This window comes from Fibrobacterota bacterium, assembly GCA_019509785.1.
In the GTDB taxonomy this organism is placed as follows: domain Bacteria; phylum Fibrobacterota; class Fibrobacteria; order UBA11236; family UBA11236; genus Chersky-265.
On record JAEKLQ010000046.1, the window covers coordinates 60,425 to 79,877 of the forward strand.

20 protein-coding genes and 1 tRNA gene are annotated in these 19,453 nt (G+C 62.1%); 8 read left to right on the top strand and 13 right to left on the bottom strand.

Translation table 11 applies throughout. From position 1 onward, the window contains the following. Positions 1 to 97: 97 nt before the first annotated feature. Entirely contained in the window at positions 98 to 1,921 is a 1,824-nt protein-coding gene (locus JF616_13940) for a hypothetical protein (protein MBW8888852.1), read from the top strand. A gap of 106 nt (positions 1,922 to 2,027) precedes the next feature. Here JF616_13940 and JF616_13945 read toward each other — a convergent pair whose 3' ends face one another. Both JF616_13945 and JF616_13950 read right to left on the bottom strand, forming a co-directional pair. After that, positions 2,028 to 3,578, bottom strand: a complete 1,551-nt coding sequence (locus JF616_13945) for a 2-isopropylmalate synthase (GenBank protein MBW8888853.1) — start codon at positions 3,576 to 3,578, stop codon at positions 2,028 to 2,030. 770 nt (positions 3,579 to 4,348) lie between these two features. Continuing rightward, on the bottom strand, positions 4,349 to 4,630 hold the full coding sequence (locus JF616_13950; protein ID MBW8888854.1) for a DUF3303 family protein: 282 nt from the start codon (positions 4,628 to 4,630) through the stop codon (positions 4,349 to 4,351). Between the two features lie 111 nt (positions 4,631 to 4,741). Between JF616_13950 and JF616_13955 the strand changes: the two genes are divergently transcribed. Beyond that, a complete protein-coding gene (locus tag JF616_13955) occupies positions 4,742 to 5,044 on the top strand; it encodes a DUF1330 domain-containing protein (protein MBW8888855.1) in 303 nt (100 codons plus the stop codon). Positions 5,045 to 5,086: 42 nt separating this feature from the next. Here JF616_13955 and JF616_13960 read toward each other — a convergent pair whose 3' ends face one another. The 8 genes from JF616_13960 to JF616_13995 all read right to left on the bottom strand — a co-directional run bounded on the left by JF616_13960 (position 5,087) and on the right by JF616_13995 (position 12,013). Continuing rightward, a complete protein-coding gene (locus JF616_13960) occupies positions 5,087 to 6,073 on the bottom strand; it encodes a hypothetical protein (GenBank protein ID MBW8888856.1) in 987 nt (328 codons plus the stop codon). Positions 6,074 to 6,084: 11 nt separating this feature from the next. Next, positions 6,085 to 7,503 carry a hypothetical protein gene (locus JF616_13965; protein MBW8888857.1) on the bottom strand — a complete coding sequence of 473 codons (1,419 nt, stop codon included), beginning with the start codon at positions 7,501 to 7,503 and terminating at the stop codon, positions 6,085 to 6,087. Positions 7,504 to 7,604: 101 nt separating this feature from the next. Then, complete coding sequence (locus JF616_13970) at positions 7,605 to 8,408, bottom strand: 4-hydroxy-tetrahydrodipicolinate reductase (protein MBW8888858.1); 804 nt, start codon at positions 8,406 to 8,408, stop codon at positions 7,605 to 7,607. A gap of 137 nt (positions 8,409 to 8,545) precedes the next feature. Then, the gene (locus JF616_13975; protein ID MBW8888859.1) at positions 8,546 to 8,998 is read right to left on the bottom strand and encodes a 50S ribosomal protein L9; all 453 of its coding nucleotides are present in this window, start codon (positions 8,996 to 8,998) and stop codon (positions 8,546 to 8,548) included. Positions 8,999 to 9,006: 8 nt separating this feature from the next. Then, the gene (locus JF616_13980; protein ID MBW8888860.1) at positions 9,007 to 9,255 is read right to left on the bottom strand and encodes a 30S ribosomal protein S18; all 249 of its coding nucleotides are present in this window, start codon (positions 9,253 to 9,255) and stop codon (positions 9,007 to 9,009) included. Positions 9,256 to 9,258: 3 nt separating this feature from the next. After that, complete coding sequence (gene rpsF, locus JF616_13985) at positions 9,259 to 9,723, bottom strand: 30S ribosomal protein S6 (GenBank protein ID MBW8888861.1); 465 nt, start codon at positions 9,721 to 9,723, stop codon at positions 9,259 to 9,261. 189 nt (positions 9,724 to 9,912) lie between these two features. Further along, positions 9,913 to 10,773, bottom strand: a complete 861-nt coding sequence (locus JF616_13990; protein MBW8888862.1) for a hypothetical protein — start codon at positions 10,771 to 10,773, stop codon at positions 9,913 to 9,915. Further along, the gene (locus JF616_13995) at positions 10,745 to 12,013 is read right to left on the bottom strand and encodes a DUF512 domain-containing protein (protein MBW8888863.1); all 1,269 of its coding nucleotides are present in this window, start codon (positions 12,011 to 12,013) and stop codon (positions 10,745 to 10,747) included. The genes JF616_13990 and JF616_13995 overlap by 29 nt, the downstream gene beginning before the upstream one ends. 166 nt (positions 12,014 to 12,179) lie before the next feature. Between JF616_13995 and JF616_14000 the strand changes: the two genes are divergently transcribed. Continuing rightward, on the top strand, positions 12,180 to 13,334 hold the full coding sequence (locus tag JF616_14000; protein MBW8888864.1) for a glycosyltransferase family 4 protein: 1,155 nt from the start codon (positions 12,180 to 12,182) through the stop codon (positions 13,332 to 13,334). A gap of 595 nt (positions 13,335 to 13,929) precedes the next feature. Here the strand turns inward: JF616_14000 and JF616_14005 are convergent. Next, positions 13,930 to 14,313, bottom strand: a complete 384-nt coding sequence (locus JF616_14005; protein MBW8888865.1) for a response regulator — start codon at positions 14,311 to 14,313, stop codon at positions 13,930 to 13,932. 102 nt (positions 14,314 to 14,415) lie between these two features. Here JF616_14005 and JF616_14010 point away from each other — a divergent pair. Beyond that, a tRNA-Leu gene (locus JF616_14010) sits at positions 14,416 to 14,499 on the top strand. A 42-nt stretch (positions 14,500 to 14,541) separates the two neighbouring features. On the opposite strand, the gene JF616_14015 is transcribed toward JF616_14010, so the two are convergent. Next, a complete protein-coding gene (locus JF616_14015) occupies positions 14,542 to 15,207 on the bottom strand; it encodes a YdcF family protein (protein ID MBW8888866.1) in 666 nt (221 codons plus the stop codon). A 93-nt stretch (positions 15,208 to 15,300) separates the two neighbouring features. Here JF616_14015 and JF616_14020 point away from each other — a divergent pair, with 93 nt between their 5' ends. The 4 genes from JF616_14020 (at position 15,301) to JF616_14035 (ending at position 18,529) form a co-directional block, all read left to right on the top strand. Then, positions 15,301 to 15,909, top strand: a complete 609-nt coding sequence (locus tag JF616_14020; GenBank protein ID MBW8888867.1) for an HAD family hydrolase — start codon at positions 15,301 to 15,303, stop codon at positions 15,907 to 15,909. A 14-nt stretch (positions 15,910 to 15,923) separates the two neighbouring features. Then, a complete protein-coding gene (locus JF616_14025) occupies positions 15,924 to 16,322 on the top strand; it encodes a hypothetical protein (protein MBW8888868.1) in 399 nt (132 codons plus the stop codon). 128 nt (positions 16,323 to 16,450) lie between these two features. Beyond that, positions 16,451 to 17,092: an HD domain-containing protein gene (locus JF616_14030; protein ID MBW8888869.1), complete on the top strand. Its 642-nt coding sequence runs from the start codon at positions 16,451 to 16,453 to the stop codon at positions 17,090 to 17,092. 249 nt (positions 17,093 to 17,341) lie between these two features. Beyond that, positions 17,342 to 18,529 (top strand): hypothetical protein, encoded by a 1,188-nt coding sequence (locus JF616_14035; protein ID MBW8888870.1) that lies wholly within the window; start codon positions 17,342 to 17,344, stop codon positions 18,527 to 18,529. On the opposite strand, the gene rsgA is transcribed toward JF616_14035, so the two are convergent. Then, positions 18,526 to 19,440: a ribosome small subunit-dependent GTPase A gene (gene rsgA / locus JF616_14040; protein ID MBW8888871.1), complete on the bottom strand. Its 915-nt coding sequence runs from the start codon at positions 19,438 to 19,440 to the stop codon at positions 18,526 to 18,528. The genes JF616_14035 and rsgA overlap by 4 nt on opposite strands. Positions 19,441 to 19,453: the final 13 nt, after the last annotated feature.

Here is a 19,453-nt window from a genome sequence, read left to right on the forward strand (position 1 = left end):
GTTCCTCCCTACGCTTCCGGCGGGCCGGTCGCGCAAACCCCGGCAATGGGAACGCATACCAATGCCTTGCGGGCCGAACGGGCCCGGGAGAATAACCGTGTTCAAACTCGCAGCCTTCGCCTTGGTTTTCGCTTCCGTGGCCCCCTGTTTCGCTCTCGAGGATTTTCCCGTCTATCTGGACGCGGGTTGCGGCACCGCGACCGCCAACGGGCTCGGGAACGGATATGCCCAGGGCCCGGCCGATATGCTTTTCGGCAAGAAGGCGAATGGCGATAAGACCGTGCCCGTCACCTGCGATGAAAAACTGAGCGGCTCCGATGCCATCGTGGTCAAGCTGGCCCGGACCCTCGCCAACGGGGAGTACTGGGACTTCGGGGTCAAATTCGCCGATGACCGCGCCTGGTCGGTCAAACCCTACGCCGATATCCGCATGTGGATCAAGAACAAGTCCGCGAGCGCCACGAAAATCCGGGTCGGCCTGGATATCGCCGGATCCTTCACCGACAAGATGGATACCCTTTCCATTCCCGTCGCGGCGGACTGGAAGGAATTCACCATCCCCTTGGCGAGCGTCGGCGGCGATTCCGCTTATGGCATCAAGCTGTCCCACGTGGTCGGGACCAGCGTCGATTTGCTGATCGACTCGGTGCGCCTGACCGATGGCACGGGGCTGCATCCCATCTCCATACCCGCCGTCGTGCGCAATCCGGTACCCGCGAATTGGGGCAAGAACTTCCTGTTGGGGTCCTTCGATAATCGCGAACTGGGGAAAAGCACCAAGGCCCAACAAGCCGGCCTGCCCTATCGCTATCAATACGTCATGCCGGATATCAAAACCTATTACTCGCGTAGCGGCAAGGGCTATATCTACGACTACTCCATGTATTCCGACACCCTCGGCGTGAAGACCGCGCTCATCTGGTACAACCTGGGCAAGGTGGGCGAAGGCTGGGGGCCGGTCACCACCAATCTCGCCAGCGCCAGCTATATGAGCGACTACTTCGATCGCTTCGATTGGGTCCTCGATCAACTGGTCCTGGCCGGGCAAAGCGACAACATGATCATCGTCGAGCCCGACATGTTCGGCTTCCTGATGCGCGGCCCCCAAGGCTCGACCGGCAAACCCATCGACGATCCGACGACCATCCCGGTGGACATGACCCGGGCCAATAGCTTATCGGGCAAGACCTGGGACGCCAATCTGGCGGGCTGGGCGAAATACCTCGTCTGGCGCGCCCGCCAAAAGCTGGCCAAGGGCGTCATCATCGGCCATATGCCCAACCATTGGGGCGTGAGCATCCCCGGCCAGGTGGGCCAGGGCCGCAAAGAGGCGCATATCATCTCGGGCAATACCATCGGTAAATTCCTGGCGGGTTTCGGAAAAGATGGACTAGGCGACGTCGTCTTCGTGGAAAAGACCGATCACGATGCCGGGCACAAGCCCGCCAACGAGAATTGGTTCTGGGACTCCACCGCTTATGCCAAGTATTTCCTGTGGACGCGCGCTATCGCGAACAAGACGGGCTTGCCCATTTGCGGCTGGCAGGTATCGGAAGGCAATATGTCCAACGAACTGAAATGGCGGGACGACGCGGCGGAAACCTTCCTCGCTCACCCCGACTGGTTCATGGACGGCGGCTTCGCTGGCATCCTCTTCGGCGCGGGCAACGCCGACTGCGTGAATTACCTGGACGACACGGATGGCGGCTGGTTCGTGAACCACATGACCGCGGTCTCCAAGACACCTATTCCGCTATTGACGGTGGGCCTCAAGGATCGGCGCGCGCGGCTGAGCCGTTCGAGTCGGCCGGCGCTTTCGATTCCGGCTCGGGGCACGCCCGTGATCGAATGGCCGGGTAACTCCCAGGCTACCTTAAGGAACGTGCAGGGCCGCCGGCTGCTTCCGGCGCCGCAACCTTGATAGGAGCAACACAATGTATTGACAATCATTGTCAATACATTGTGGAGACACACCATCCCCGTGAGGTCCCCGCCTCCAGGGAGCGCGAATTTCCTGCGATTGCCGCTTATTTCAGGAGCTGATTCACCGCATTGAACAAGGCCCGCACGTTGGCCTTGATGGTGTCCAGATCCTTCCCGCGACCCAAGGCGATGGCGCCCTTGGGCTGAGCGGCGGCCGTATCCTTCCGCTGCAACTTGATCTCGGTTAACGCGTAGGCGGCGAAGTCCCGGTGTTCCACCTCGAGCGCCATTTGGCTGTACTCGATCAGATGGAAGAACAGCCCGATCTTCTCCAGCGCACGCATGCATGCGTCGATAGGACCGGTCCCCTGCCCCGCCAGGGTCTGCGCCTTGCCCTGGTAGGCCACCTCGAAGTAGAACTCCTTCTCGTTCGGATCCACCTTCAGGCCCTTGAACTCAAGCGGCCCCCGCACGTTCAGGATCTCCTGGTCATACACCGCCAGGATCTCCGCGTCCGTCAGCTCGCCGCGCCCGTCTTGCTCGGACTTCCGTTTCAGGATGGGCTGGATCAGGGCCGCTTCTTCGATGGAAATGGGAAGACCCAACCCCCGCACGATCTCGAACACCGCCGTCTTCCCGCTCTGGCTGGTGAAGCCCAGCCGATCGCCTTCCTTGCGCCCGATCAGCGAGCTATCGATGGCGCGATACGCGCCCTTCTTCATCCCCTTGGTCTTGGACGCGCCATCCTGATGGATGCCGCTGCGATGCGCGATCACGTCCGCGCCCACCAGCGGCGCCTTCTCGTAGATGGGCACGCGCGCCCATTCCGAAACGCGCAAGGCGGTCTCATAGATCTCGCCCAGGTTCAAGGGCACGTCCACCTCGCAATTCGCCAGCGCCAGGGCCACCTCGTACATATTGGTATTGCCCGCGCGCTCGCCCAGCCCGTTCAAGGCCGTCTCCATCTGGGTCGCCCCCGCGAAGAAACTCTCCACCGTGGTCGCCGTCGCCATGCCCAGATCGTTATGGGTATGCACCGCGATGGTCACGTGGGCGGGCAGGGCCTTCACCACCTTCTCCACCATCTCCACGAACAGCATGGGTCGGTAACGCTCCACCGTATTCGGCAGGTTGATGACGTCGGCCCCAGCGGCCACTATGGCCTGGAACGATTCGATCACGAAATCCAGGTTTTCGCGGCTATCCCCGAAATGCTCGGCCGAGAACTGCACCGTGCCTTTCCCGCCCATTACCTGCTTGCAGAACTTCACCGCGTTCACCGCGCGCTCCCGCACCTTCTCCGGCGGCATGCGCAGCACGTTTTCCATGGTGAACGGGCTCATGGCCAGGAACACGTGGATGCGCGGCTGGGCCGCATACTTGATGGCGTCCCACACCATCTGGATGTCGCGCTCTACGCAGCGGGCGAGCCCGGCGATGACCACGTTGTCCGGGGCCAGCTTGGCCAAATGCTCGCACGCCGCGAAGTCCATCTCGCTCGCGCCCGAGAAGCCCACCTCGATGCCCTGCACGCCCAGCTTGAGCAATTGCCGGAACACCAGTTCCTTCTCCTGCAGGTTCCAGGGCTGCCGCAGCGCCTGGTTGCCGTCCCGCAAGGTGACATCGTAAAAGAAAGGTTTCCGGTCGGTTGCCATCTGGATGCTCATCTCTCTCTCCTCATCGTTGACCCGGCCCCCCGGGCGGTTTTCCCCTTCCGAGCGGGCCGTGGCCCCGGCGGATAGCCGCGGGGACCAACGAAAAAGCCCACTCGGAGAGTGGGCTTTTTTTCGAACGCGCGCGCACTCTCCTTCAGCCGGTTAGGCCTAGAAGTAGGGCGCTGATGACGCGTGCGGTGGGCATGACAGATAGAATAATCAATGTTTCGCGAAAGCGCAAGGGCGCGTTGGGCCGGGGGCGGGGCGTTCCTTTCGCGCAATGGGCCCGGGCGGCCGCACGGGGTTGCGGTCCGCGGGCGGGGTCGGGGCGCGAGCGCGGCTTCGGTAGTCCCGGCCGGTCTCCGGACGCTCCGCTCGGCCTCGGATGCTTCGCTTTCGATGGATTGGGGCTTCCCACGGCCTGGGGAAGGGGACGCCCGCGGTCTTTGCTGCTCCCATGCTTGGGTCGCTCGTGTACCGCTCCTCCTCGCGGGGCTCCAATTGGGTAGGTCCTCAATAGCCGCGCTCGGAGGGTTCGCGGAAGGCCTTTCTTCGTCGAAGACCTTGCGGGCACCGAAGCGCTGTCGGGGCTGGTCCAAGTGACGCTCGCAACTCGGCGGAGCGGAGCGCCCGGAGCCCGTCCGTCCCTGCGACCGCCGCGATCGCGTCCCGACCCCGCCCGCGCTTCGCGGTCGCGCGGGCGACGGGATTCCGGGGCGCCGGGGAACGCCCCGGCCCCGTTTGTCGCGGGGGGGAAAAAAGAGGATCGTCTACTTGTCCAGATGAGGTGCGACGACTTCGCGGGTGTCTTTGCTTGAGACTACCGGAATGATTTCCATCGCGACGCCCATGCCCCGCCATTGCAGGACCCATTCCTGGAACAGGCGGGCGTCGTCGCACCCCATGAGTTGGAAGCAGCGGCTGAAGTTGGGCTCTACCCAACTATCGATGTATTTCAATCCCTCGGGAAGCGAGCGTCCGCCTTCGCGCACCTTCTTGTAAATCGGAATCATGTCGTTGTCGCGAAAGCGTTCGATAACCATGAAAAGCATAAAGATCCTTTCCGTTCGCTATAGGGTCCGGCATACCGGACCCCTGTCGCCATCCGATTGCGTAAGGGCCAGGAATAAACCTAGATCTTTGGTCCCAAACCGGGAGGTCGAATGCTAAAGGGCTACTGGATGGTACGCGCGGACGTGAAGGATGCGGAGAAGTTCAAGGCTTACGTGCAGGCCAATGCCGAGCCCTTCCGGATGCATGGGGCGCGGTTCCTGGCGCGTGCGGGCAGAACGGAAGTCGTGGAAGGCACAACGCGTTCCCGGAATACCATCCTCGAATTCCCATCCTTCGAGGCCGCGCTGGCTTGCTGGAAGTCTCCCGAATATCAGGCCGCCGCCGCCTTGCGGTTACCTTATTCCGAAATCGACATCGTCGTCGTGGAAGGGTACGAAGGGCCCCAGCCGTAAGCGGCATAAGAGCTTTGAAGGGATCGGGAATAAAAGGGCGCTTTAGAAACGCAAGGTCAGTTGCGAACCTACCGACTCTAGGCCGATTTCCGGGGTCAGGTTCAAGCCCAAGCTCTTGGCGCTGGTGTGCTTGTAGACCCGCAGGGTGTTGGCCAGGGAGGCCAGGCGGTTGAGGGCCAGGGCGCCCACGGCGAAGGAGATGGCGACCTTGGAGGCGCGGTAGTAGCGAAGGCTGGACTGGAAGGAATTCCAGTGGCGCGTGTTCTCGGGATTGGCCGAGCTTCCGAAGTCCCAGTAATTCGCTTCCGCCGGTTTGATGTCGTAGTCGCCCGTACGCTTGCCGGATAGGATTTGCGCGAGCTCGTAGCTGTCCTGACGATGCTGCTTTTCCAGGTAGGAGCGGTAATTGGCCATGTTTTCCAGGAAGGCCGAGCTTTTCCCCGACGCGTCGATGCCTGCGTAATCCGAGGCGTAATTGCGGGCGCTGGTGAGATAACTTTCCCGGGCCATGAAGGCTACGTAGAGCGAGGCCCAGAAGCCGGCTTCGGCCAACAGGAACGCCTTGGCGTTCGGCTTCTCGCGCAGATAGAGCTCGCCGGTGCCGGGAAGGACCGCAGAATAGAGCATGGCCAGACCCAAGGAGCGATCCTGGTTGCGGGATTGCCGCGGATCGACCTCTACCGTAATGTCCTTGTCGTTGGATGGGATCTCGATTTCGGGAGCCGCGGAGCCGGCGACGGGCGTTTTGGCCGAATCGACATGGGCGGCCGCGGCCGGGGTAGCCGGCGCGTTACCCTGGGGCGCCGCCTTGGCATCCTGGCCCGGTTGCGGCACGGAGGCGGGAGCGGGGGCCGGCGTGGTGGCTGGAGCCGCGGGAGCCTGGGCCGAATCAGCGGCGGGCGTTCCGATTTCCGGAGCCTCGACGTCGGGGGCCTCGGCGGCGCGGGCTGGGAGGGAAAGCGCGGCGCCTAGAGCGGCGGCCACCCAGGCGGGCCGGGACAAGAGACGGGGCAGAACGGGAAAGGCCATGGGATCGGAAATCAGAAAGTCAGGCTGGCGGTCACGCTGGGGACCGGAGCGAGGCCATCCCAGGCAATCCGGCTGTCCAGATGGAGTTTATCGTACCAGGACGTCTCCGTCTGGTAGAGCGCCTTGTTATGGTAACGGGCGGTGATCGCCGCGTCCACTGCCGATACGATATGGTTGAGCACCATGCCTCCCAGGAACCAGGCCTGCATGCGGGCGTAGTCATTAGCTTGCGCGCGCATGGCGATATAGGCTTGCTGATTGGGCGTGGTGGCCAGTTCCTTGGTGGCGTTCCCGTCCTTATCCACCGCGAACCATGCGGAGTCGTCCGTCTTCATGGCGGGCGCGTCGTTCCAGCCGGTGATGAACTCGTTCTCCTTGCCGATCAGCTCGTAGAATTGCTGGGCATTGGGGAAGGCGGCCCGCAATCGCGCGACGACGTCAGCGGAGTCCTTCGAATCGTCATATTCGTTCTTGAAGGACGGATATTCGCTCGACTTGGGATCGAGGCAGCCGCCGTGCAACAACTTTCCCTTTTCGGTATCCGTGCTTTGCACGAAATCGCAATACGACTCCCGATGCAAGTTCAAGGTCGCGGATTTTTCCTTGTAGGCGTTCACCGAGTCCTCATACTTGGCTTGCCGCCAATTTCTGTCGGCGAAGGCCTGGTACTTGCTGATCTCCCGGTCCTGTCGGGTTCTCACGTAATAATGCCAACCGTAGGCCAGCGCCACGTCGGTCAGGAAGTAGGTCGCGCCGCGGGTGTAATTGAACCAGTTGTGTCCCACGTAGGCCTGGCCCAGGCCGGGAACGATGAGGGACATGAACATCGCCTTCTTGGGGGAGCGGTACTTGCCCTTCAGTTCATCGATGGTGTTGACGGTGGTTTCGCGCACGATGCGTTTCCGCTTTTTCGACTTGGCGGCGGCGGAGTCGGCGGCGATGCTGTCCGCGGAGGCGGCGATGCGGGACGAATCGGCTACGGCCTTAGCGCGCGCTTCGGCCTTGCGGGCGGAATCGGCGCGCACCGAATCGGCTGCGGCTTTTATCTCGGCGGCGCGGACCGAATCGGCGGAAGCCTTGGCCTGCGCGGCCTTCAGGCTGTCGGCGGACGCGGCGGCCTTGAGGGAGTCGGCCCGGGCGGTCGAATCGGCGGCGGCCTTGGCTCGCTTTGAAAGCTTCTTCGCGGGTTTGGCCTTGGCGCTATCCGGCTTGGCCTTGGTAGGAACGGGAGAGGGAGCGGGAGTCGCACTTGCAGCGGCGGGGGCGGCAGAGGCGGGAGTTGCCGCGGTCGCGGCGCCAGCTGCCGTGGGGGTCGTTGCTGCAGGAGTCGTGACCGCGGGGGCCGTCGAAGCCGCTGGAGCCGTGTCCGCTGCGCGGATCAGGCCCGCCATTCCTAAGGCCAATAGGGCGGTGGAAAAGAATGTGCGCAAAGGCGGTACCCTTTCGGAATTGGGTCTAATGTACATGAAATCCACCGCGGAAAACAACTTCCGGAGGGGTTAACGGCCCAACTCCGGAGGGATTATGAGCCCTACAGGCCCAGCACGTCGAACATGGTATAGAGCCCCGGACCCTTGCCCGCCAGGAACAAGGCGGCCTTGACCGCGCCCTGGGCGAAGGTCATGCGGCTATGGGCCATGTGCTTCAATTCGATGCGTTCGCCGTCCCCGGCGAAAAGCACGGTATGATCGCCCACGATGTCGCCGCCGCGAACCGCGTGGATGCCGATTTCGCCCCGCTTACGCGCGCCCACCAGCCCTTCGCGGCCGTAGCTCGCCTTCGACTTCAAATCCACCCCATGGCCGCGGGCCACCGCCTCGGCGAAACCCAAGGCGGTCCCGCTGGGGCTATCCTTCTTCTGGTTATGGTGCGCCTCTGTGATCTCAACGTCGAAATCGTCCCGCAAGACCTTGGCCACCATTTCGGCCACGCGGAACATGACGATCACCCCCATGCTCATGTTGGGCGAGAACACGACCGGCGCCGCCTTGGCGGCTTCGGTGACGACGGCTTTCTGGGCCTCCGACAAGCCGGTGGTGCATAGGACGTGGGCGGCGCCCGCCTTTTTGATCTGCTCCAAAGCCTTCAGGGAGGATTGCGGCGAAGTGAAATCGATGACCACCGCGCCCGGCCGCAGGACGCTCCAAAGATCCCCCTCGACCTTCACGTCGATGCCCTCGACCCCCGATGGCTGGCCCAGGTGCGGGCTATCCGGCGATTCGACGGCGCCGATCACCTTGAGATCCTGCCCCGCCTTGATGCGGTTGGCGCAGGCTTGCAACACCATTTGGCCCATGCGGCCCCGGGCCCCGAGCACGATGATCGATACGGTCATAAGGTCCTATCCTGTTGGTTCCTTTAAAAGATGCTTTTATAAGATGCTTAAAGCCCGCCTCCCGGCAAAGGCCCGGCCCAAACGAAAAGGGCCGCCGGGGTTTCCCCCGGCGGCCCTGGCCCAGCCTTTCGGCAGGTTTATTTGGACTCGTCGGAGATCACCCAGAGCTTGATCTTCGTTTCCACTTCCTTGTGGAGCTGGATCTTCAGGGTGTACATCCCGAGTTGCTTGATGGGCTCGGCCAGCAGGATGTGGTGCTTATCCACGTCGTAGCCGGCTTCCTTCAGCTTGGTGCTGATGTCCGAGGCCTGGATGGAGCCGTAGAGCTTCTCGCCCTCGTGCACCTTGGCGGCGATGGTGAGGGACACGTCCTTCATCTTGTCCGCCTGGACCTGGATCTGGGCCTTGGCGGCCTTGTAGCGCTCTTCGACCTTGGCCCGTTCGGCCGCGATCATCTTCCGGGCGGTGTTCGTGGCCAGCACGGCCAGGCCGCGCGGGAACAGGTAATTATGGGCGTATCCGGTCTTGACCTTGACGAGATCGAGGGCCCGGCCCAGGTTGGTAACGTCTTCTTTAAGGATGATTTCCATGGTTCACCTCAACGCATGTTCTCTGCCACGAAGGGCAGCATGGCGAGATGACGCGCGCGCTTGATGGCGATCGCGAGCTCGCGTTGGTAGACGGCCGACGTGCCGGAAATCTTCCGGGACACGATCTTGCCGCGCTCGTTCACGAACTTGCGCAGCAGCTTGTCGTCCTTGTAATCGATGAACTTGATCTTGTTCTCGGTGAAGTAGCAGATCTTCTTCCGCTTCGTCTTCCCGTCCTTTTCACGGCGATCGGCCATGGCTTATTCCTCCCTTTCGCGGCGTCCGCCGCGGAATTCTGCGGGTTCACGGTCGCGGTCGCGGTCGCGGTCACGGCCATCGCGGCCGCCTTCCCTGAAAGGCGCGCCATCCCGTCCGGGGGCGCCTTCGGCTTGCGGAGCGCCTTCGGCCTCGGGGGCCTTGTCGGCGGGCACGCCGATCGGGTTATCGGCCACGGTCAGCCAGCGCAGCACGTTCTCATTGATGCGGAGGCGCTTATCGAGCTCGGCGGCGAGGGCGCCCGAACCGGCTTCGTAGTAGAACACGGCATATTCGCCATGGGTGCGCTTGCGGATGCTGTAGGCCAGCTTGCGCTTGCCCCAACGGTCCAGCTTGACCAGCTTCCCCTGGGATTCGATGAGCTTCCCGATGGCGTCGAATTCCGACGCGATCGATTCATCGGGAATCATCGCATCCACGACAATTACGGTTTCGTATGGTTTTGCCAAGAATACCTTCCTTTGGACGAGAAACCGGTGAAGCCGGTTTCCCTTGGCCCCGGCTTAGGTATCCGGAGCAGGTTGATGTGGCCTCCGGAGAACTCTCGGGAGGGACGGCAAAGGTATGAATTCCAGAGGTTTATGGCAAGATCCCGGGGCCTCGGCCAGCGCGCGCCTTTGCCGAAGGGGTTCGGGCCCTTAAAAAGCCAACCCCAGCCCTCCGACCAAGGCCAGCTCCCTGCGGCTCCCGGTTGCCGCCGACAATAGGAAACCCATTTGGGATTCCGCGAAGACGTAGAAGGCCGGAACCAATTTCCGCAATCGCGGGGTCAACGGGAGCACGTCCAAGGCCAATCCCGGGATGATGTGCATGTTGAGGCTGTTGGTGACCCCGCTGCGATCCTCGTCGACCAGGGAGTATTCCAGGTTCGAGCCGAAGGTGAGGCCCACGTAGCGGCTGAATTTCCATCCGCCTCCGAAGTCCAGGGCCAAGGTAGGCTTGGTGTTCTTGATGGGCTCCAGGTCTTTTTGCTTGGCGATGGAATCGGTCAGGATGTTGATGTTGCCCACCCCGATCTGCGGTCCCACGTAGACGGCCGCATTCTCCCAGGACTTGTGGAAGCGGCCCTGGGCGTAATAGCGGTTGATGATTTTCTGGCGATCGGAATTGGGTTCGCCCGCGATGATGCGGAAGGCCATGCCCCCGGAAAACCAGGGCGTGTAGAAATAGCTGAGATCGCCTTGCCATTGGAAAAGGAAATTCTGGTCCCGCGACAGGCCGCGCTTCCCGCCCATGAAGGATCCGGTGATGCCGTGGGCCAGGTAGATGGCGCCATTGGGATACGGCACCGAGCGGATCTCGGGGGCGCGGATGCTGTCCATGGGGAGACGGGGCCGGGGCGCTACGGGGGCTTCGCCCGCATCCCCCTTGGGGCCTTCGATGGAGGCAGCCCTGGCCGGGAGGCAGGCGATGCCGAGCAAGGTCAGCAACGAGAGGGCGGCGCGGAACGCTTTCATCAGGCAGCGCGGATCATAAGGGGAAGTAATCGCGGTATCCATTGGGGATAACCACCTTCCGGCCAAAGCGGGCCTCCAGATCCCCGGGGCCCATATCGTCTAGGAACTTGTTCTCGCGATTGAGGCTGTTGGGCGGAATCAGCACCGGCCCCTTGCCGCGGCTGCGCTCCAGCGCCAAGGCGAAGTCCTTGCCGCAGAGCAGGCCGGTCACCGTAACCGTCGAACCGAAGGTGGCATTCTCGCAAACCAGCAGTTCCGAACGCAGGCCCTTCTTTTCGCGCAAGGTATCCAGAACGCCCTGCTGGGAGGCCGAAGCCAAGGGCGCGGTCAGCACGGTGATTTCCCAATCCGGTTTCGCTTTTGGCAGGAAGGGCAATTCGCGCGCGAAATCATCCAACAAGGTGCGGATGGTACCCACGCCATTCTCGTACTGGCTGAAGTCGCCGTAGAACTCGGCGGGCGGGACCTCTTTCCCCGCCAGGATATAAATCTCGTCCGAAGGGAAGATGAACATCTCGCCGGATTCGGCCTGGGCCTCGCGCCCGTGGCGTTCCACGCGTTCCAGGATGTCGAGGGCGTCCTCCCGGGTGCAGAGTCGCAGGTCGGGAAGGTTCTTCCGGTGCGCCGTGAGGCCGATGGGAACCACGGAGATGGAAAGCAGATCGGGATAAAAGGGGCGCAGCTCGGCGAGGGATCGTTCCAGGTATTCTTTATCGTTCCAGCCGGGAATGATGACCATCTGGGTGTGGAAGGCGATGCCGTGGTCCCGCATCCACTTGAGACGATCCATCACCGGCTCCAGCTTGTCGTTTTTGAGCAGGGCCGCGCGCATCTTGGGTTCGGTGCAGTGCACCGAAACGTAGATGGGCGAAAGCTTTTGCTCGAGCACCCGTTGCCAATCGGCTTCCTTCATGTTGGAGAGCGTGGTGAAGTGGCCGTCGAGGAAGGAGTAGCGGTAATCCTCGTCCTTGACGTAGAGGGACTTGCGCATCCCCTTCGGGGTCTGGTGCACGAAACAGAACACGCAATTGTTCTTGCAGAGGTGGATCTTCATCACCTCGGGTTCGATGCCCAGCACCTGGCCGGCGTCCCTCTCGACGGCGACGTTCATCAGCTGCTCGCCGCGCATGATCTCCAGCTCCAGGATATCGCCGCTGCGATGGAACTCGAAGTCCAGGCGATCGCGGACCTCTTCATCATTGATGCGCAGGATCTTATCCCCGGGCAGGATGCCCGCGCGTTCGGCGTCGGAATCGGCCTCGACGGCGGCGACCTTAATCATGGATGCTTAATCCTGCACAGGGTTGGCGGAGGGGGTGCATTGCCCGGGCGGATCTTCGGCCCGGCCGGTGCAGTAATTTAAACAATATCCGGATGATTTTGCCATCCGCATTCAGTCCCTTTGGTTTTTTTGGTTATCCTTTACGGACCATCCACAGGCCTTCCCCGTGACTTTATCCCTTCTTTCTTTCCTGAATCGCCGTCCCAAGCGCATCGTGCTGGATTTGCGCCCCCTGCAATGCGGATACGCCGGCAAGGGTATCGGCCGCTACACCTACGAATGCGCCCGCCGGATCCAGGCCGCCGCCGGGCGCGAAGCCGCCATGGCGCGCCCGCGCTTCCGGGTCGCCTCCCTGGTACGCGCCGATCGGGAAAACCCTTTCCCGGACATCCCGGTCCTGATCTCCGCGCCGGCTTCCCGCCGCCCCTGGCTATGGGATCAGTCCAGCCTGCCCTTCCATCTCCTGCGCCACCGCGTGAACGTTTTCCATAACTTCGCCGCCTTAGGGCCGCTCCCCGAGGTTTCCTTCCCCGTCCTCTACGGCTTTCGCGCCTTGGCCACCCTCTACGATTGGCACATGTTCGCCGCCGACGCTCCGGACATCGATCGTCATTACCGCGAGACCCTGCGCATCCGCATCCAGAAAAAAGGCCTGCCCAAGGCGCGCCGCGCCGTCGCCATCTCCGAGCAAACCAAGGTCGACTCCATCCTCTTCGGCGCCCTCAACGCCGACCGCATCCACGTCATCCCTTTAGGGGGAGACCATCTGGACGCGGTCGAACCCGCCGCCTGGGGCATGGAGAACTTCGTACTTACCGTGGGCGACACCCCCACCAAGAACCTGCCCCTGGCCTACGCGGCCCTCGCCGCCCTGCGCGCCCGCTACGTGCATCTGAACTGGGTCATCGTCGGATCCCGCGCCAACGTCGAGGCCCGCCTGGCCCAGGCCGCGCCTTCGCCCCTGCCTCCCTGGATCACCATCGTCGAAAACCCTTCGGACGCCACCCTCAAAGCCTGTTACCAGAACGCTCTCTGCCTCGTCTTCCCGTCCACGCGCGAAGGCTTCGGCATCCCCGTCCTGGAGGCCATGCGCCTGGGCTGCCCCGCCCTGGTCCCCGACATCGAACCCCTCAGGTCCCTCCGCGGTTACGTCCCCGCCCTGTTACCCCCTGCCGATCCGGCCCCCTGGTCCGAAGCCATCCGCCGCCTCCTCTCCTTCCCCGCCGAACGCCAAGCCCACATCGCCGACGGCAAGGAACGCGCGAAAGCCTACACCTGGGACAAAACCGCCGAAGCGTTGATAAACCTCTACCTGGAATAACCGGAGGGGAGGGTCGATCCTCCTAAGATCCGCTAGTCCATCGCACCCCCTCCCCAAACCCCAATCGCGCAAAGCGCGCGGCTTTAAACCCCAGTCGCACCAATCTTCTCTTCTTCTCCTCTTAGAATGACTGCCCTCTTTCCCAGACCAACCCCCAGATCCGAAGGGAAGAGGCTCCCCTTCTCAAAACCGCGAGCGTGCCCCAGATGCGACGCAGGCCGAGGAAGCGTGCTGGAGCACGCTGACGAGGCCAAGGAAGCAGATGGGGTGCGATCGCGGTTTCCCGAAGGGCAAAATGGATAGGCCCCGTGAATGCGGGGCCTATCCATTTTGTGAGAAGGGGGGCCACCCGAGCGACCCTGGATGGCCCCCCCGGTGCGCAGAGGCGGATTTGCGGTCCCGCCAACCCCCATTGAAGAGGGGTGCCCGGCGCCCGTGGCGAAAGTCAGGCGCCTGTGCGCACGTTCCGGCGCTCCGGCAGGGTCCCGCAAAAGCGGCTTCCTGCCTTCGCGCGTCTCATTAAGTAAAAATTATGCGATATCCGGGTCGAGGGCAAAGCCCGTCAAACCCTGCGGTTTACGGGAGGGCGGTTTCCTTAAGCCAGGACCGTCCGGATTTTTTCCAGCAGGTCTTGTTGGCGGAAAGGCTTTTGCAAGAAGGTGGCGACCCGGTTCTCCACTTCCCATCTCACCATTTCGTCTTCCACGAAACCGGAGATGTAAAGCACCTTGATCTCCACGCGCATCAGGCGCAGGCATTGCGCCAATTGGAAACCCGTCATGAACGGATCCATCTTCACGTCGGTTACCAGCAGATCGATATCGTCCTTGTAGGCCGCGCTGAGGTCCAGAGCCTCGTCGCTATGGCGGGCCTGCAGCACCCGGTAGCCTTCCCCCTCCAGGATGCCGGCGACCAAATGCAGAATGGCCTGGTCGTCGTCAACCACCATTACGGTCGTCTGGGAAGGGGATTTGGACATGGCCATGCGCTCCTGGTGTGGAAATAGCTACGACATCCGTTCCTGTAAAGCGGAATGTCCCCGGGAAATCTCCGCGGGGAAATTAACTTTGGGTCCGGACCGGCCCGGGTGGCGGAACCGGTAGACGCTGAGGACTTAAAATCCTTTGGCCGTAAGGCCGTACGAGTTCAAGTCTCGTCCCGGGCAGGTCCGGCTCCGGGGGGTCGTTGCAGGGTTCATGAGATCCCTTCATTCCCTGAAGATCAGTGCCGCGTAGAGATACGCGAGCCATTCGTCGGTGACCCTCCGGACGCCATCGCTCGAAGTCCACCAACGATCGGGATCATAATCGACGTCACGGGGGGCGAATACGCCCACCCGCACGCCCTTTCCCAGGGCGAGACGATACAATAGGCGGCTACGGCGCGCATGGGTCGAGAAGGAAAACAAGTCGAGGGAACGGCAGTCGCAGCCGGCCTTTTTCATCCAGCCGGCCACGGCCACGCCCTCGGCGAAGGTGCGGTCTTTGCGGACCTGGGGCGAAGGGATCACCACGATGGAGTCGCGGGACAGGCCGAAGGACTGCAAGGTCGCGGCGGCGAGGCGCGCGTAATTCCCTTGGTAGGAAAAAGCCATCCCCACGGGAACCGGCCCGCCCGTGGTGATCAGCCGGGAATAATGCCGGGCCCTGAACTCATCCAGAGCTTGCTTCAGTGCATAGTCCGGAATCCAGCCCTCGACCGCCAAAACCTCGCCCCCGACCGGTTGGGTCACGGCCAGGAAGGGATGGACCCAGGCGAGAAAGGCCCTCGTCCCCGCGGCCAGCAGGATGGCCAGGACCAACCAGCCGCGCCAGGTGGGCAGGATCATCTCGCGGCGGCGGAGCAAGCTTATCGCGAACGGGGGCCCGGGCATGGACCAATCCTAACTAACCGGACCCCCGGTTTCCAGGTGACATGGACGTTACCTTGGGCCGGAAACGGGCGGCGCGGGGATGCCCTTTAGGGTATGTTAACGCGGGAGAAACCGGATTTGGGCGACAAGCGGGACGCGGACGGGAAGGCGGTATTCCTGGACAGGGACGGCACGGTGAACCGGAATACCCATTACCTGATCGACTTCGCGGAATTCGAGCTCATCCCCGGCGTCGAGGACGCGCTGCGGATCTTGCAAGGCCTGGGTTACCGGCTGTTCGGCGTCAGCAATCAAAGCGGGGTGGCGAAGGGCTACTTCACCTATGCGGCCGTGGAGGATCTCAATCGGAATATCGTCGCCGATCTCGGAGCGCGCGGCATCCGCCTGGAAGAGATCGCGTTCTGCCCGCATCATCCCGAAGGGATCGTGGCCGAGTACGCGAAGGCCTGCGAGTGCCGAAAGCCCGCGCCCGGAATGCTGAAGGATCTGGCCCGGAAACACGGCCTCGACTTGTCCCGCAGCTTCATGGTCGGGGACAGCGAAAGCGATGCCCAGGCGGGGATGAACGCGGGCGCGCAAGGGGTCTGGATTCGCCCCGAGGCGACCGTCCCGAATGACTTTAGTCAGGTTGACAACCCGCGGAAAATAAAGGAATTTCCTTCGCTACTTGATTTCGCCCGGAATTTAAGGGAATTTGCCTGACGGAAAGCGCCCGCATGGACCAAGAGCTGAAAATCATCGAAGGATTGTACAAGGCCGGCCAGCTGAACGGCATCTGTACGCACTTGCTCGAATTCGTTTCCCGGCATAAGAAGGAAATCCTGGCCATCGCGGCCAACACGCCGATCGCGGGCGACGGCATGGTGGAAGCCACTAAACAGCTGATCCAACATCGGGGCTCCATCCACTTGCCCTCGGAAATGGCCGACCAGATCAAGGAAATCAACAACGAGATCTGGTATCGCGGCGAGCATGGCGATTACAACCGCTCCAAGATCCAGGAAGAATGGGCCATGCGCTACGCCAGCATGTGGCGCAATTTCCGCATCAAGGAAATCCTCTACGTCTGCGACCAGAAGTCGGAGGAAATCGCCTCCCTCCTGAAGCCGCGATAGTCCCGCCGGCCCGAATCGCCCTCCGGCGCCGACGGTTGCCGGCTTCGACTGCTTCCCGGCCGTGACGGCCGCCCCACCCCCTCTCCCGTCGGTTTCTATCTTGGGAAGCGGATTCCCCGGGAGCCTCCATGGACCAGTCCGAGCCTGAGCACATCAAGGACCGCCTGTTCGCCTTCTTCGAACGGCTCAAGACCATGAGTTCCATCCGCCGCTTCGGCACCTTGCCGATGATCGAAGTGGAAAGCGTCGCCTCCCACTCCTACAACGTGGCCATCATGGCCCTGATGATCGCCGATTACGATCCCGACCTCAAGGTCGACCGGGAAGCCCTGCTACGCAAGGCCCTGTTCCACGATTTCGAAGAGACCATCCTGTCGGACATCCCGCATCCCATCAAGCATCGCTTCAAGGGCGGGAAGTTGGGGCAGCTGCTCAAGGAAATCGTGCCGGAACTGGTGGAACAGGAAATCTTCAAGGAACTCCCTCCGCGATTGAAGGATCGTTACGTGAAAGACGCCTTGGGCGCGAAGGAGGATCTGGAGGGCCGTATCGTTTCGGCCGCGGACGCGATGGACATCCTGGTGACCTCGTTGCGCGAATTGAAGTTGGGCAACAGTTACTTCGATCGCATCTTCGACGTTGGGCTGGGCATGCTGGAGAAGTACTCGGAATTCAAGTTCGCGGGCCTGTTCATGGAGAGCGCCAAGCGCTATCGGGCACGGGGCGGGGCGCATTCCAAGCCGACTTTTTCAGACGAGTTCGTGAGCTGAGTCCCCTCCTCGAAGAAATATGGGTCGCTTCCGGGGCGCCATCCGCCGAAAAGACCGCCCACGATATCGCTCCTCCGATGGAGTGGTCAAAGCCTGCGCGAACCGACTCCGGACCTCTCGGGAAATCCCGGAATCGGCCTGATTCCAAGCCATCGATCCATGGCACCGGATTTGCATATTGATTTCCCGATGACGATTCCCACCAAACGCCTAACTTTCCCCTCCGCCCTTGCGCTTGCATTGGCCGGCATGATTACGACTTCCCTCTTCGGGTTGACGGGTTGCTTGGAAGACGGCGGCGTTTCCGGTCCGACCAAGAATCCAATCGACACCCTGCCAACCTTCAAGCCCGTCGATACCCTCCCGTGGCCCGCCGAAGCGACCCTCTTCCATACCGGGATCAAGGACACCCTATGGCCCTTGGAGATCTCATCGGAAAGCGTATTCGTGCGCGGCGGCGTCCACGGACAATGGAGTATTTCCATTGTCACGGCCCCGCAGGGAACGACCTTTTCCGGCAATTCGATCCATTACCGATTGCCTGAAGGATTAATCGCGCCCCAATCCGTCCATGTGGTCGCCGTTCAAGGCGCATCGGTACTGGAATCGACCTGGACCGTTCTGGTCCATCCCCACGCAGACCATTCCCCGATCATTGATTGGGTTCACACTCCCAATTGGGCGATTCCGGGCGTACCGATGCGGCTGATCCTACATGCGTACGAACCTGATGGCGAACATCTGGACTACGGCGGCAACCTGCCCGAAGGAGCAGCCTGGCATGATTCGGTATTCGAATGGACGCCGACCCTGGCTCAAGCTGGGCATCAGAACTTCAATCTTCTCGTCACCGATCCTCGTGGGCATGCCGCGAGTTTCAATTTATCATTCACCGTGCTCGATTTCGATCCGCGGCCTTACCTCGCCGATTTCAAGCCGGGGCGGCACTGGCATATCCGCGGCTACACAAAAATGAAAAGCGAGTCTCCGGTAACGGACGACTCCATCCAAATCGATCGGAGCGTGACTCTACTCTCAGCGATTTCGGATAGCGGCGATTTCTCGTTCCGTGTCCAGGATACCCTAAGCGGAACCCGGCAAGGCATTAGCGATACCGTCTATACCGCCCGCTTCCGGATCGGAAATGATTTCTGGGTCGACAAACTGACCGGCATGATTCCCTTCGCCTGGCCGGCAGAGGCCACCGCGGTCGAAAACGTCGATTTCGCGTTGGGCGGCCAGGTTTTTCACGGGCGGCGGGAAATCAATGCCAATACCTGCCTGGATCCGAGTCATTCCAAGTACGGCTGCGGGGGAGGCGAACGTACTTTCGCCGAAGGCTTGGGATTGGTATCCATGCGCGTGGATGGCGAGGTCCTATTCGTCCACCAGGTTTCCCGGGACGCCTACGACGTCGTGGGAATGTCCGATCCTTAGCTTTCCAAATCCTCCAAGAGGCGCAGATAGGATTCATACCGGTATGCGGGAATCTTCTGTTCCGCTACCGCCCCGCTGATCGCGCAGTCCGGCTCGTTCACGTGGATGCAATCGCGGAACCGGCACTTCCCGAAGTAAGGCTTGAAGTCCCGCCAGTACTCCCCGAACTCGCGCTTGGGCACGCCGCGCACGCCCAGCTCCCGGATGCCCGGGGTATCGATGATGGTGAGATCGCCGGATTCGTAGAGGTTCGAGGTGGTGGTGGTATGCCGCCCTTTGCCTTCGCCCTTGCGGACGTCGCCCACGTCGGGATCGGCGCCCGGGATGAGCGCGCGGATGAGGGACGATTTGCCCACCCCCGAAGGGCCGCTCAAAACCACCTTGAGGCCGCCCAGAGCGGTCCGCAACTCTGGAAGCCCTAACCCGCGTTTGGCCGATGCCCTGAGCACGGGATAACCCAAGCCTTGCAGATACACCAGCTCCTCGGGCATCTCGTCGGCGAGATCGACCTTGTTGAGGAGCACGAAGGCCTGCACGTTGAAGATCTCGGCCAGGGCCAGGTAGCGGTCCACCAGGCGTGGGTTGTATTCGGGTTGCCGCGGCGTGGCAACGACCACCAGCGCATCCACGTTGGCGGCGAGGATAAGCTCATCGGCGCGGCGATCCTTGGGGCCCGGGCGCGAGATGCGGCTGGTGCGCGGAAGGATGGCGAGAATCATCGCTTCCTGCTGCGGCCCGGAAGCGATGAAGGTCACCCGATCCCCGACGGCGAAGTTGTGGAACTCCGCGAGATCGATGGTGGGGCTGTACTGGCAATGATGTTCGGAGCCATCGTCGGCGCGCACCGTGGCGGTGCGGCGCTGGACCTCGATCAAGGTCCCGGTGAGTTGGCCCTCGAAACGGCTATCCAAGCCGGCGGCTCCC